The 15360-nt window shown below is 37.9% G+C and carries 10 protein-coding genes and 1 tRNA gene; 8 read left to right on the top strand and 3 right to left on the bottom strand.

All coding sequences use genetic code 11. The features are described from left to right. Nucleotides 1-20: 20 nt before the first annotated feature. The 4 genes from tpiA to ATS74_RS08245 all read left to right on the top strand — a co-directional run bounded on the left by tpiA (nucleotide 21) and on the right by ATS74_RS08245 (nucleotide 3129). Nucleotides 21-770 (top strand): triose-phosphate isomerase, encoded by a 750-nt coding sequence (tpiA, locus tag ATS74_RS08260; RefSeq protein WP_058548434.1) that lies wholly within the window; start codon nucleotides 21-23, stop codon nucleotides 768-770. 1 nt (nucleotide 771) lies between these two features. Next, the gene (gene secG / locus ATS74_RS08255; protein WP_058548433.1) at nucleotides 772-1125 is read left to right on the top strand and encodes a preprotein translocase subunit SecG; all 354 of its coding nucleotides are present in this window, start codon (nucleotides 772-774) and stop codon (nucleotides 1123-1125) included. Between the two features lie 81 nt (nucleotides 1126-1206). Further along, nucleotides 1207-1291, top strand: a tRNA-Leu gene (locus tag ATS74_RS08250). 212 nt (nucleotides 1292-1503) lie between these two features. After that, nucleotides 1504-3129 carry a methyl-accepting chemotaxis protein gene (locus ATS74_RS08245; RefSeq protein ID WP_058548432.1) on the top strand — a complete coding sequence of 542 codons (1626 nt, stop codon included), beginning with the start codon at nucleotides 1504-1506 and terminating at the stop codon, nucleotides 3127-3129. A gap of 62 nt (nucleotides 3130-3191) precedes the next feature. Here the strand turns inward: ATS74_RS08245 and ATS74_RS08240 are convergent, their stop codons facing one another. From ATS74_RS08240 to ATS74_RS08230, 3 genes are all read right to left on the bottom strand, one after another. Then, a complete protein-coding gene (locus ATS74_RS08240) occupies nucleotides 3192-3599 on the bottom strand; it encodes a hypothetical protein (protein ID WP_058548431.1) in 408 nt (135 codons plus the stop codon). Between the two features lie 12 nt (nucleotides 3600-3611). After that, nucleotides 3612-4742, bottom strand: a complete 1131-nt coding sequence (locus ATS74_RS08235; protein ID WP_058548430.1) for a porin — start codon at nucleotides 4740-4742, stop codon at nucleotides 3612-3614. A gap of 323 nt (nucleotides 4743-5065) precedes the next feature. Further along, complete coding sequence (locus ATS74_RS08230; RefSeq protein WP_058548429.1) at nucleotides 5066-5656, bottom strand: LuxR C-terminal-related transcriptional regulator; 591 nt, start codon at nucleotides 5654-5656, stop codon at nucleotides 5066-5068. A 418-nt stretch (nucleotides 5657-6074) separates the two neighbouring features. Here ATS74_RS08230 and ATS74_RS08225 point away from each other — a divergent pair, with 418 nt between their 5' ends. From ATS74_RS08225 to ATS74_RS08210, 4 genes are all read left to right on the top strand, one after another. After that, nucleotides 6075-8297 carry a TonB-dependent receptor gene (locus tag ATS74_RS08225; RefSeq protein WP_058548428.1) on the top strand — a complete coding sequence of 741 codons (2223 nt, stop codon included), beginning with the start codon at nucleotides 6075-6077 and terminating at the stop codon, nucleotides 8295-8297. A 153-nt stretch (nucleotides 8298-8450) separates the two neighbouring features. Then, the gene (locus ATS74_RS08220; protein WP_058548427.1) at nucleotides 8451-9572 is read left to right on the top strand and encodes a 4-phosphoerythronate dehydrogenase; all 1122 of its coding nucleotides are present in this window, start codon (nucleotides 8451-8453) and stop codon (nucleotides 9570-9572) included. A gap of 45 nt (nucleotides 9573-9617) precedes the next feature. Then, nucleotides 9618-10634 (top strand): aspartate-semialdehyde dehydrogenase, encoded by a 1017-nt coding sequence (locus ATS74_RS08215; protein ID WP_058548426.1) that lies wholly within the window; start codon nucleotides 9618-9620, stop codon nucleotides 10632-10634. A 353-nt stretch (nucleotides 10635-10987) separates the two neighbouring features. Continuing rightward, on the top strand, nucleotides 10988-15358 hold the full coding sequence (locus ATS74_RS08210; RefSeq protein WP_058548425.1) for a FimV/HubP family polar landmark protein: 4371 nt from the start codon (nucleotides 10988-10990) through the stop codon (nucleotides 15356-15358). The last annotated feature ends 2 nt before the right edge of the window (nucleotides 15359-15360 follow it).

Genomic DNA, 15360 nt, shown 5'->3' with positions numbered 1-15360 from the left:
TTCTAATATGGAGTGGAAAAATGGCAACACGCAAGGCGATGGTCGCGGGCAACTGGAAAATGAACGGCTCTTTAGAGCTAGTTAAACAAATGTCTGATGCTATTAACAATGTACAATCACAAGAGATGGACATTGTTTTATTTCCTCCTTTCCCTCTAATATCAGCAATGATTGCAAGTGGAGTTGTAACTGGGACACAAACTGTTTCAGAAAATACGCCAGGTGCTTTTACTGGTGAGGTAGATGCTCAGCTTGTTAAAGACTTAGGTGCACAATATGTACTTGTAGGTCATTCAGAGCGCCGTAGTATTTATAACGAGAGTAATGCAGCCGTAGCTGATAAATTTGCTAGAGCACAACAGGTAGATTTAACACCTATCTTGTGTATTGGTGAAAGTGAAAGCGAGCAAGAAAACGGTCAAACCGAACAAGTAGTTGCTGCACAAATTGATGCAGTAATTGAAAAATTAGGTGTAGCAGCACTGAAAGATTCTGTGATAGCATACGAGCCCGTTTGGGCCATAGGCACAGGTAAGACTGCATCGCCGGAGCAGGCACAAGCTGTTCATAAATTTATCCGCGATAAAATTGCATCACTAGATAGCGATTTAGCACAAGGGCTTACCATCTTATATGGTGGTAGCGTTAACGAAAAAAATAGCGAATTATTATTTGCGCAAACAGATATAGATGGCGGCCTAATTGGCGGAGCTAGTCTTAAAGCAGATTCATTTACTGCAATCTGTAACAGTGCAAAAAGGACCGTATAAGATGTACGAAATTTTATTAGTAGTTTATTTAGTTGTAGCTTTAGCTTTAGTTGGTATGGTTTTAATCCAACAGGGTAAAGGCGCTGACATGGGCTCATCATTTGGTGCTGGTGCTTCTGGCACTGTTTTTGGCTCATCAGGTGCAGGTAACTTCATGACTAAAACAACAACCAGCTTAGCAACAGTCTTTTTTGTATTAAGCATTGTTTTAGGTAATCTTACTGCTGGTCAAATTAAAAAGACTGACGAGTGGGAAAATCTTGAGGCAGCACCTGCAGCAGAAACTGTATTACCTGCTGAAGAAGATGTGCCAGTTTCAGCTACTAAAGAGCAAAGCTCTGACGTGCCTAACTAATTTTAGTTTAAAACTAACGTTAAACGATTTATAAACCTCAAATAAGTCATTAAGTTTAACACTAAAGCGAAAGCTTAAAATGCGGATGTGGTGGAATTGGTAGACACGCTACCTTGAGGGGGTAGTGCTTTCGGGCGTGGGGGTTCAAGTCCCCCCATCCGCACCAAATTATAGAAACCAGTAACAGTAATGTTACTGGTTTTTTTATGCCTGTAATTTGTGTTGAGTGTTATTTGAACTGCTGTTTTTTTTATGGAGCAATTAGTTATTTAAATTTTTGAATTATTTGTAAAAAAAACTAGAAATATTACAAATTTAGTTAACACTTATGAGTAATAAGCCGATAATAGATCTAGACAATAAAATAAGGTATTCACAATGGCTTCAGGCTTCTCTTTTCAAAATCTCAGCATAAGTAAAAAAATACATGCGATTACGAGTATTGCTGTCGTTGCATTTTTAGTGATTGTTTTGATCAACTATTTTGCTATGAATGATAATAGAATTGCACTTGATGAAATGGAAAAATCATCCTACCAAGTTGTTAAGTTGACATCAGCTAACGTTGGCATTTTAGAGAAGCTAGACGAACTTTATACTCAAGCGGTAACATTTGGTGAGCAGGATTTAGTGGAAAAAGCGTCCGATACATATAACCAACTTGAATTAAATATTATCGCGATAGAAAAAATAAATGCGTCTTATATTCATAGTGACACTAAAGAGCAACTCGCAAATTATGAAAAAATATCGGCGACCATTGCAAATGGTATGGTAAATGGGACAGCCGATTTTAGTAAAATTCAACAACAAGCACAGAGAAAAACAGCGCTTTACAATGATGTCCTTGAAAAGTTTAAGGCAGCACAAGTAAAAGCAGATGATCGCTTTTTTGAACTTGTTGCAAGCACAAAGGACCGCTCTGATTACGCGCTTACATTAATGTTAGTTGTTTCTATTGTATCGCTTATGTTACTGCTCTTTATGGCTATTTGGATAGCCAAACGAATTGCTTCTTCAGCGAGTGATGCGGCAAATAATTTAAGCCTGTTAGCAAGCGGTAAAGGCTCTCTAAGCACTAAGTTGACAGTTAACTCTGAAGATGAAATAGGCCAAGTATCTATAAACTTTAACTCTTTTATCGGTATATTGAAAAAAACGGTATTAGAAATAATAGCCGTTTGCGAACCATTAATGGAAAATTCTACTCGTTTAGTGCAGGGGATGGAACAAGCGGAGCGCGCAACGACCAAGCAAACCAGCGACGCTGAGATTGTGAAGCAATCGATGGAAGAGATGAAGCAGAGTGTTGGAGATATTTCTCAATCAGCGGCAAGCGCTTCTCATGCCGCGCAAACGGCAGAGAAAGAAGTGGAGCAGAGTCGAACTCAAGTGCAAACATCAGTAACCGCTTCTCGCACGTTGAGTGATGAGATTAATCACGCTGCTACAACTATTAATAAATTAGCAGACGATACAAAAAATGTGTCGCAAATATTAAATGTTATTACATCAATAGCCGAGCAAACAAATTTACTTGCACTTAATGCTGCTATTGAGGCCGCTCGTGCTGGTGAGCATGGCCGAGGCTTTGCTGTTGTTGCTGATGAAGTTAGAGAGCTTGCATCGCGTACTGCTCATTCAACAAATGAGATCCGAGAGCTGTTGACTACTTTAACTGAAGCGGCTAACGAATCAGTTACTGCAATGACAACTGCAAGAGATATGGCTACCGATAATGCAACTGCAGCTGAGAAAACAGGTATTTCTATAGAGAAAATTGCAGAGCAAATGTTAGAAATCAATGGAATGAATTCACAAATTGCTGCTGCCACCGAAGAACAAACGTCAGTTGCTGCTATGGTTGTAGAAAATGTTACAAATATGCATGTATCATTTGAAGATACAATGGACTCGCTGACCGCCGTTAGGGATGTAGCTAAAAACCTTCATTATCTTTCAGATAACCTGCTAGATGCTACTGCAAAATTTAAAATAGAATAAGCAAAGCGTAATTATAAAAAAACCACCTAATTGGTGGTTTTTTTATAAAATATTAGTAGCATTTAAAAAGTAGCTATCACTTTAACCTTATCTGTGGCTTTGCTGCTATCAATATAACCGATAGAGTCTGCATTAGCGGCTACAAAGTCTATAACAGCTTGGTCTGTATCCAACTTTTCAGGCGGTGTGCCTTTACCGGTAAAAACAAGTTTTGACCAGTAAGCGTTTAATTGACTACTCGATTTACCAACCACCTTTGAATTGAATTCATCAGCAATAGCTGTACCGTTTTGAGTTGCTGGATTAACCTTATTACCGTTATCAAAAGACTTAGTTTTTCCTAAGTAAATCTTCTTTATAGTGTCTGTATCTAGTGCATTTGCATTACTAGGGTTTACTATCACTGCAACTTCAGCGAAAGCGCCGAAAGAACATACCGAAAGTGCACTAACTAGAATTAATTTTTTCATATTCCGCTCCAATTAAAATACTAAGTCAACACCAACGGCTACTATATCCGTTTCAGTGTTAGTGACGTCATCATCAAATCGGCTAAAGTCAATTTTAAATGCAGCTGAAGGGTGGAAGTCGTAGCGCGCTCCAATAGTGACTACGTTGCTCTCTGCACGCATGCTATCAAGGGCAAAGTTCACAGTCGTATTTAATAATGGAATTGATTCAAGTGTATTAAAACGTGATGAATCATGTTCATCATCATTTTTTTCATAGGTGAGGTGAACGATAACATCATCTATACGGTAGCCTGCAGAGGCATAGTATTGTGATTGTTCAGCCAAAATACTTCCCTCGACTTCAAATTGAGTATATTCAGCATCAAATAAGAAGTTTTCATAATCAACAGAGAAGCCAATTCCAAAAAAGGTTGTTTCGTCTTCGTCAGTGATAAGATCATTTGCTGTGCTAGTTAAACCGCTCGTATTGAGTACATCAATAAGTCCAATTAAGTCGCTGTCATCAGATGAAATGCTAGTGTCGGCCATAATATATGCAGCTCGCGCACTGAACCAGTCGTATGATAAGCTCCAGTTTATACCACCTAAATTATTTAATTCAGCAGGTAAGCTATCTCCAAATACATCTATATCGCCATCAAAGGCGCCATAAAAGCCTTGTAAAGTAGAGTCCCAATCTCCTAATTGGCTGTTATAAACTACGCTAAGTCCTTCATAAGTAGAAAAAGGAATACCGTACACAGATCTAGGTGGGCGAACCCAGCGATAAGCATAGCCAACGTCTAAAAAGTCAGAGTACTTGTAAAAAGGGACACGCATTTTACCAGCGCTAAATTGCAGTTCATCGCTGTATTCATAAGTAACATATGCCCATTCGAATGTTGCGTCAAAGTCATCCTCTCCACGCGCAATAATTTGAGCCGTAGCGGTTAGCTTTTCTTGAAGATCAGCAGATAGTTGTAAAGCAAACTTACTCTCATTTTTAAATGAGATATCGTCATCATATCCATATAAGGTCTGATCACTGTCTAAACTTTTACCACCGACAATAGATGCAAAACCATTAATACGTACCTCAGCGCTTGCATAACTTGTTGCAAGTACAGCACATACAGCTACTGCTACAGATAGCTTTTTCATATGTATTTCCTATTTGTTATTTAGATGTTGATTTCATGAGGATTATAGAAGTGATAATGTTTTTTATCTAATAAATTTAGCAAGTTAGTAAAAATAAATTTAGTTGCGATGATCGTAGGTTTTTAACATGAGTGTTTTAAGTGGCGGCAAAGAACGGAACAGTATGATTTTATTAGAATAAATTTTAAACCTAATTATTAAGGCTTTCTTATAATAACGGGAACTATAAAACTAAAATTTATCTATACATTATTTGATAGAGAGGCTAAAACAAACATTTTAGGTAATTATCAAGGCTATGAGCAAATTGGCCCAATTACATTTTAATTATTAATTTTATTTAAGTTTTTTTGACACCAAAGTAATGCTTGCTGTTTATTTTTAACGGCAATTTTTTGGTAAACTTTATGTAAATGCACACGAACGGTAGCTTCACTTATAAATAAAGTGTCTGCAATGGCACTTGAATGCAAACCAGAGAAAAGTAAATTTAGAACTTTAATTTCTTTACATGTTAAGTTATTTGATTGCAGTGTAGTTTGTTGTTCACTGGCAAGCATTTGTCTCATCCACCCATCAGTGACGGCACGAGGAAACCATAATTTACCTTGTTCAATCGCTTCTAGTCCTTGAGTAAAAAGCTCTTCTTCGGTGCCTTCATAAAATAAACCTTTTAAATTAGGCCATTCCTTTAATGCTAATACATCACCGTCTTTAGGGACGTCAAAAATCGCTAACCCTTGATGGCCATTTTGCTGCATAAATTGATTAATCAGCTCGTAATTAGTTATGACATTTAAGGCTTGATAATTAACAAGTAAAACATTGTAGTGAGCGGCAACACAAAAAAGGGAGGTATAATTTGGGTTTTTAAAACATTGAATATGTTTATCTGTTGTATTTGCAATATTCATAATTTTCTATCCATAGACTGCATTTTAGTACTATATTCTTATTGTTAGTTAATTTCAATGATGAGCCTGTGCCTTTTTGTATTTTTTTTATACATATTAGTACATTTATAATAGGTTGTTTTATAAGCGATTTTAAAACTAAATGATAGGGATTCTTTTTATTTACAAGAGGTTATTTGTTTTATTTAATTTTTTAATATCTGTCTCAGCTAAAGATAATTTATTTTAAGCGAATAGTATTTGCTAAAACTTTATAATATTTTCAATTAATTTAAAAAAACATACATTTGTTCACAATATTGTCATATAATGTCCCTCCAGAGGAAAGGTGCTATCACGCATCTTTTTTTATGCCTAAAATTTATATTTTCTTAATATAAATGCATAACAAATTACACGGTATCCTTTGGAGAATATTTTGAAACTACGCACACTCTCACAGTTAAGCCTAGCAATTGTTGCTGCACTATCTACCTCAGTAAATGCTGAAGAAGCTAAAACAACAGCAAAACAAGACGCGTTTGAAAAAATCGAAGTTACAGCTCGTAAACGTACAGAGAGCTTATTTGAATCTCCAACCGCTATCACATCAATTGGGGCGAACCTTATTGATAAAGCCAATATGAGTAACCTTGAAGATATTGGTAAATATGTTCCAAACTTAAATATCACCCGCTATGGCGTTGGTAATGCAGCACATGCGTCTGTATTTATTCGTGGTATTGGTCTGCAGGATCATATTATCACTACTGATCCAGGTGTAGGCGTTTATTTAGATGGCGTTTATTTAGGTCGTCAAATGGGCTCAAACTTATCACTTCCTAATGTTGAGCGTGTTGAGGTTCTACGTGGCCCACAAGGTACGCTATATGGTCGTAACACATTAGGTGGCGCGGTAAATGTAATTACTAAGCAACCGGGTGACGAAGGTATTGTTACTACTTCGGCAAAAATTGGTAGCCGCGGGCGTATTGCCGGCGATGTTTATTTTAATAACTCACTAAACGATGAACTAAGCATGTCAGCTAGTGCATCATACAAAACACGTGATGGTGTTGGTGAAGCTGTTAATTTAGCCAATCCCGAGAAAGAAATTGGTGAGGAAGAAGAATTTAGTGGTCGTGTTGCCCTTAAGTGGCAAGCGAATAGCGATTTAGCATTTACTTTCTCTCTCGATGGTGTTGATAACGAGTCGGGTCAATCGCCTTACACGATAGAATTAACTGAGCCGCTAGATGCAAACGATGTATTCAATGGTGACTTTCCACTACTTACACAAGACATGATCCCGTCAGACCCTGATGATTTGGGTACTACTGTTGCTGGTATTGAGTCTACATCTTATTCAGGTTGGGGGTCGTCATTTACTGCTGATTGGGCAATTAATGACACATATACAGCTAAGTTTATTTCAAGCTACCGTACTTCTGAATATGAAGGCGGTCTAGATGATGATGCCTCACCACTTAATTTATCTGAATTCCCAGAAGAGGGCGGAGCTGACCAATACTCGTTTGAAATTCAACTCAATGCTACCTACGATAATATGGACTTTGTATCAGGCCTTTATTTCTTTAATGAAGATGGATTTACACGTTCAGGACCATTTGTATTTAGCCCGTTCAATACGCCTAATGGATTATTAAACGATGGTGTAACTCCTTCGTTTGGTGGTTATGGCGACTTTGAAATTAACCAAGAAACTAATTCATACGCAGTTTATTTTAATACAAGTTACGACTTAACTGATGATTTAAGTATTGGTGGCGGCCTTCGTTACTCAAAAGATAAAAAAGATGCAGACGCTATCTTCCCAACATTTGCAGAGCGTAAATATGTAAGTGCTGAATTTGACGCTGTAACGTGGGATGTAAATGCATCTTACCAAATTAGTAATAGCATGAATGTGTATGGTCAAATACAAAAAGGCTATCAAACAGGCGGTTTTCCTCCTCGCCCATTTGGTGGACCGGATCAGTTTGTATCATTTGATGAAACTAAAGCGGTTAACTACGAGATGGGCTTAAAAGGCCAAGTACATGAAAATGTATCTATGATGCTAGCGGTATTCGTAACTGACTACACCGACTTAGCACTGCCATTTTCAGATCCTACAGCAGGAGGGGGCTTCGTAACAATTGTAGAAAATGCAGGCCAGTCTAAAGCACAAGGTATTGAGCTTGAAACAACGGTTGCAATAACAGACGACTTTACCATTCGCAGTGCCGTTGGTTACTTAGACTCTGAAATTACAGAGGTCGATGCAGGCGTTCAAGGGATTGGTAAAGGTGACTCACCAGCACTTACACCTCGTTGGACTGTCATGATTGCACCTTCTTACTTTATGGATTTAGATAGCGGTGCAACAGTTGCGTTTAACGCTAACTATTCATATCGTAGCGATATGCAAGGACAATCGGTTTACAACGAAAGTGAAACTATAGACTCACGTGAGTTAGTTGGTTTTAATGTATCTTACACGAACCCTTACGGCGACATGGAAGTTACGATATACGGTGAAAACGTATTGAACGAAGTTTACGATGTAGGTCGCTTACAACAATCTGGCTTTGTTGGTGTTATGCGCAGCAACGACCGTAGTGAGTTTGGCTTAAAATTCAAAAAAGATTTTGAGTTATAAGCTAAAATATTTTTAAAAAGTATGTAACTTACGAATACGACTATTTTATTTTGTAATATAGGCCGAATCAGCTTTTGATTCGGCCTTTTTAGTTTGTGTATAGGCTAAATTGTTCGTTACAATAGCGCCTCTTAATTGCAAACGAGTCCTCAAATGAAAATTCTTGCCGATCAAAATATGCCTTTAGTTGAGCAGTACTTTGCAGACTTTGGTGAGGTTGAACGCTTTGATGGCCGCAAATTAACACCAGAACAATTAATTGATGTAGATGTACTACTCACTCGTTCTGTCACAAAAGTAGATACTGCGCTTTTAGAGTGTGCTAATAAGCTGAGCTTTGTTGGTACAGCAACCATTGGTGTAGATCATATAGACACTCATTTACTAAGCGATAAAAATATTGCATTTAGTAGTGCCCCAGGTTGCAATGCTATCGCTGTTGCTGAATATGTAATCAGTAGTTTATATGCTTTAAGTCAAGAAAATGCACAGCCACTTAGCGGTAAAACAATAGGTATTGTAGGCGTTGGTAATATAGGCAGCTGTCTAGCTGATAAACTAAAAGCGCTAAACGTTAATGTTTTACTATGTGATCCAATAAAACATGAGCAAGGCTTATTAAAAGAGCACATAGAACTTGATGAGTTATTGGCTAAAAGCGATGTTGTTACTTTACATGTTCCGCTAATCAAAACTGGTAAACATAAAACGCTTCATTTGATAGATCAAACACGTTTAAAAGCACTTAAACCTGGGTTAATTTTAATTAATGCTTGTAGAGGTGAAGTTATTGATAATCGAGCATTACTAAAAGTAATGGAGCAAGGTGCAGACCTAGATTTAGTGTTAGATGTATGGGAAAACGAACCAGACATATTAACACCGTTGCTTGATCATGTTCGCTATGCCAGTGTGCATATTGCGGGGCACACTCTTGAAGGGAAAGCCCGAGGTACGCAAATGTTATATCAAGCATTATGCGAGCTAAAAAATGTTAAGGGCGTTAAATCACTCGATGATTTTCTACCTGAGCCTGTAATTACTCAAGCAACTTTACAACCGAGCTTTGAAGACGAAGACATAGCACGTTTAGTACACTTAATTTACGATGTTCGCCGCGATGACGGCATTTTACTTCGTCACTTAGCTAAAGATGGGTTTGATAGCCTACGAAAAAACTATCCAGTAAGGCGCGAATTCAGTACGTTAGAAGTGCAAGCAGCACCAGATCTAATGGCAAAGTTGAATCAGCTAGGCTTTACAACAGCAAACTAATTTAATCTGTGGTGTTGTTTTAACACCGCTAATAGAGGAAAAAATATGTCGCAAAAATATAACGTTGCCGTACTTGGTGCTACTGGTTTAGTAGGCCGTCAGATCATAGAAACACTTGAAGAACGTAAGTTTCCAGTGGATCAACTTTTTTTACTTGCTAGTAGTCGAAGTGCTGGTGAAGACATAAAGTTTCGTGGTGAAACCATAGAAGTACTAGACGTTGAAGGCTTTGACTTTAGCCAAGCACATATTGGTTTATTTTCAGCCGGCGGCAGTGTATCAGAAAAATATGCACCTATTGCAGCAGAGGCTGGATGTGTAGTTATCGACAACACATCACACTTTAGAAATGACTTTGAAGTACCACTTATAGTGCCTGAGGTTAATGCTTCAAGCTTAGCTGACTTTAGAAATAAAAATATTATAGCGAACCCTAACTGCTCAACCATCCAAATGATGCTGGCACTTAAACCGATATACGATGCTTATGGAATTGACCGAGTAAATGTATCGACATACCAAGCTGTGTCGGGTGCAGGTAAAGAAGCTGTAGATGAACTTGCCAAACAAACAGCCAATTTAATGAATGCTCGCCCTATGGAAAACGAAATATTTCCAAAACAAATAGCATTTAACGTAATTCCACAAATAGATAGTTTTGAAGATAACGGCTATACCCGCGAAGAAATGAAAATGGTTAACGAAACACATAAAATTTTAGGTGATACGACTATTGCAGTTAATCCTACATGTGTGCGAGTACCTGTATTTTTTGGTCATTCTGAGTCTATTAACATAGAAACACGCATGCCTTACGATTTTGAGCACGTAAAGCAATTATTAAACGATGCACCTGGTGTTGAGCTAATTGATGATGAAGGTGATTACCCAACTGCAGTATCTGATGCAAGCGGCAACGATACAGTTTATATTGGGCGATTACGCGCCGATATTTCACATCCCCATGGTTTAAATATGTGGGTTGTAAGTGATAACACTCGAAAGGGCGCTGCAACTAATAGCGTTCAGATTGCAGAAGAGTTAATTGCAAATTATCTATAAAATTAGTAATTAATAAAGAGGTTAATATAAGCGGCAAACTTTTATAGTTTGCCGCTTTTGTTTTTAGGATGTCAAAATATTGCCGCTTTAGTTTGTTAATAAACTAAACACCTTGATCTTTCTGATTAAAATAGAATTACGAAAAAAGTTTTAAGGTATTTATTTTCAAAGCGTTGCAATGGATATTAGGCCGCAACTGGTTTATAGTTTGTAACTGGAATAGAGCTTGCAATAAAAATAGATTGTAATAATAAATTAGAATCAACCATTTGGTTGGTAACGGCAAGAATAATCAGTGTTTACGTAGTTACAAAGGTAGATAATTACGTAGCATTATATATTAAAGGATCAGCATGCGCGGTTTAGCTTCACTTATTATATTAGCGTCTGCATTGGTAGTAACTCCGCTTTACTCTCAAGACAGTACCCAATTAAAGGGGCCAAAGGGCGCTGACTATGGTGCGCAAGGGCGATCAATTGGGCCAATAAAACCAACCGATACTCTGTGGCGTATTGCGGCGAAAGTACGTCCCGATAACTCAGTTAGTATTTATCAAGTTATGCAAGCCTTGTATAACAAAAACCCAAACTCCTTTTTAGAACAAAATCTTAACCACATGCAAAGTGGTGCTTTTTTAAAAATACCTACTTTAGCTGAAATCAGAAGTGTCGACCCACAACTAGCCAAACAACGTTCTGAGCAAGATGATGGTTTATGGGAAAAGAAAAAGAATGGGACGCTCACGCAAAGCGAAATCACGTCAGCACAAACAAAAGTTACACAAGCACGTAAAATAGACGTAGATGATGCTAAAAAAGAGATTCAAAAAGAATTAAACGAAATAAAAACTGAGCAAAGCACTAAATTAGTGGCTTTACAGGAGCAATTTAAAAACTCTGTAAGCAACGTTGAAGAGATTTTAGTTGAAAATAACCAGCTCAAAAAGCAATTATCAGGAATTTCAAAAGAGCTCGAAAATGTCCGGTTACAATTAGGGCAAGACAGCGAAATCCAAAAGCAATTAAAAGAACTTATTGTTAAACAAAATGAGATTATTGCACAACAAAAAGAAAAAGTAATAAAACCAGAAGAGTCATTTGATTTTAATTCGTTATTTTCAAACCCAATAGTGCTTGGCTTATTAATGTTTATTCCTGGGTTACTGATCATTTTTGCTATGGTGATGTTTTTACGAAAACGTGCTGACGGCAAAGAAGAAACTCAAAACGATGACGACTTTTTGCCACAAACGCCTACTTATACTGACGACGAAGACATTGTAACAGGCTTAAATGATGACCCTATAGTACCAGACCCATTAGATGACTTAAGTGTGCAGCTTGATGATAATCTCGACAATGACATGCTGCCAGACGATGATTTAGATGATGATAGTTTAGATGATTTTTCTGAAGGAGAAAACTTACTAGATCAGGATGAACTAGAAAGCTTGTTAAGTGATGATATTGTTTTTGATGATGAAAATACTGATGACGATGATCTAGATATTTTTATGCAGCAAGGCTTTGATCAAACTTCAGACGACAGCCTAGAAGATATTGACTTAGATTTAACTGATGAACCTGTAAATAATGACGAGATTTTATCAAACGATGATCTAGATAGTTTATTTGATGAAGATGATAGCCTGCCTGAATTTGATGCTGAGCAAAAAGGTGACACGGCAGAAGATGATAGCTTAGAGACTCACGATGAAATGGCGGCATTGAGTGAAGAGTTAGCTGGTGAAGATGATTTTGATATTGATGACTTACTTGATCAAACATCGAATGAGCTAGATAGCGAGAACAATGCTCTTGATGAGCCTCAAGCAAGTGACGACTTTGATTTAGATGACATAGATAGCTTAATTGATGAAGCAAATGAGACTACGAGTACTGATGAAGATTCATTAGACAGTGATTTACTTGAAGAAGACGAGTTACTAGACACAAGTGATGATTTTGATTTAGACGACATAGATAGTTTAATTGATGAAGCTAATGAGTCCACAGATACTGATGGAGATTCATTAGGCGGCGATTTACTTGAAGAGAATGAGTTACTTGAAGAAGATGAGTCACTAGACACAAGTGATGATTTTGATTTAGACGATATCGATAGTTTAATTGATGAAGTAAACGAGCCTACAAGTACTGATGAAGGTTTATTAGGTGGTAATTTACTTGAAGAGAATGAGCTGCTTGAAGAAGGTGAGTCATTAGGCACAAGTGATGATTTTGATTTAGACGATATAGACAGCCTCATAAATGATCAATTAGATGAACAAGGTTCAAGAGATTCTGAAATTGATAGTGCGTTAGCGGATTCGGTAGAAGATTTAGCTGATGCCCAAGAAGAGTTAGATATTGATGATATCGAATCTTTAGCTACTACATTAAACGAAGAGCAGGGGCTTACAGAGGAGCCAGAACTTGAAGAAGAGCCAGAGCTTTTAGAAGAACCAGAGCTTTTAGAAGAACCAGAGCTTTTAGAAGAACCAGAACTTGAAGAAGAGCCTGAACTTGAAGAAGAGCCTGAGCTTGAAGAAGAGCCAGAGCTTGAAGAAGAGCCAGAGCTTGTAGAAGAACCAGAGCTTTTAGAAGAACCAGAGCTTGAAGAAGAGCCAGAGCTTGTAGAAGAGCCAGAGCTTTTAGAAGAACCAGAGCTTGAAGAAGAACCAGAGCTTGAAGAAGAACCAGAGCTTGAAGAAGAACCAGAGCTTGAAGAAGAACCGGAACTTGAAGAAGAGCCAGAGCTTGAAGAAGAGCCAGAGCTTGTAGAAGAACCAGAGCTTGAACCAGAGCCAGTGCTTGAACAAGAGCCAGAGCTTTTAGAAGAACCGGAACTTGTAGAAGAGCCTGTGCTTGAAGAAGATCCAGAGCTTGAAGCAGAACCGGAACCTATAGAAGAACCAGAGCCAGAGCTTGAACCAGAGCCAGAGCTTGAAAAAGAGCCAGAGCTTGAAAAAGAGCAAGAACTTGTAGAAGAGCCTGTGCTTGAAGAAGAACCGGAACTTGAAGAAAATCCAGAGCTTGAAGCAGAACCTGAACCTATAGAAGAACCAGAGTCAGAGCTTGAAAAAGAGTCTGAATCTGCGGATGATTTTACTGATACATCACAATCGCTTTTAGACCCAGAATATTCGCTTGAAGAATACACTGACGACACACTAAAAAGCGTAGATGAACTTTTAAATGAGTTACAACAAACAGATGATGATTACGTAGAAACGCCGGATTGGTCTTTAGACGAGCTTGATGATGACATGGAGGAGATTGAAGTCGACCTAGGTGACGATCCACTCGCGGCTGATGAAGCTGATCTGACGCAAGATGATGAAAGCCAGGAAGATGAATTAGTAACTCCTAGTGAAGAGCTTGATGAATACCCTGAACTAGAATTGGATGATTCACAACCTATCGAAGATGAACCTTCGTTTGTTCCTGAGGAGCTACAAGGAGATTCTTTGGACGGCGATGCTAAAGGCATGTCGCCAAGTCAGGCTGAACAAGATTTAGCTAGTTCACTAATTGGTGATGTTGACCTAGATAGCCTAGAAGATGATTTTGATGATGAACTTTTAATTGATAATGACTTTACTGAATTAACCTCTGACAATGAGCAAGCGTTGGGTGTTGATGCTAAAGAGCAGGCAGATTTATTAAATGATGAATTAAACCCAAGCGAGTTAGAAAATGAAAATATTGATAGCTTACTTGAAGAGCTTGAAGATATAGAGTTACCTGAACAAGCAGATACTCAGTCATCTTTAGAACATGAGGAATTAAATAACTCTGAACTGCTAGAAGACGCTGACACAACTGAACATACACCACTGTCGGCTAGCCAAACTGAGCAAGATTTAGCAAATGCGCTTTCTCAAGATGTTGATTTAAATTCTTTGGATGATGACTTTGATGATGAACTATTAATTGAAAATGATTTCTCTGATTTTGAGGACGATTTAGAGGCTTTAAATGAGCTAGAGCTTGATAACGAAGTTTTAGCTGAACCTGATAGCCCAGAAACCATAGACGAGCTGCCTGCTGAACCAGAAAAATTAGATGATGTTCTAACGCAGACGACAGAGGATAGTTTACTCGAACAAGCCTTTACTGATGAGTTGACACCGCAAACAAACGCGGAGCGAGAAGCGCAACTAACGCAAACGAATACTACTGATCAAAACAATGTTATTTCAGATGATGAACTCGATGAAGAGTTTATGGCTGATTTAACACAAACTGACTTTGATTCATTACTAAATGAATTAGCACAGCCAGAAGAACTAAATGTTGATAATAGCAGTGATTTTGATGTCGATTTTGATAGCTTATTAAGCGAAGACTTAGGCGAAAATTCAGGCGTGGATAAACCTCAAAATGCGCAAATTAATGAAGTAGATACGTCAGTAGAGGATGCCTTCGTTGATATAGATTCGTTGCTTGAGCAAAGTGACGATGCTGAACTTGAACACGAACCATATAACGATGTAAATATGGATGTAGGTTTGAGCGAGTTTGACGCATTATTAGCCGGTGATAACCCAACTGATGTAGATGCTGAAAGCGGTGGGTATTCTGCCAAGCTAGACCTTGCTCGTGCATACATTGAAATCGACGACTTTGACTCTGCATTAAATGTGATTGACGAGGTTATCGACAAAGGCCCTGAGGATGTTCAAGAAGAAGCACTTAGTTTAAAAGCAAAACTAAAGTAGTT

The organism is Pseudoalteromonas sp. H103 (assembly GCF_001469205.1).
GTDB lineage: Bacteria > Pseudomonadota > Gammaproteobacteria > Enterobacterales > Alteromonadaceae > Pseudoalteromonas > Pseudoalteromonas carrageenovora.
The sequence above is the reverse complement of the archived record's forward strand: the minus strand, read 5'-3'. Positions and strand labels throughout refer to the sequence as shown.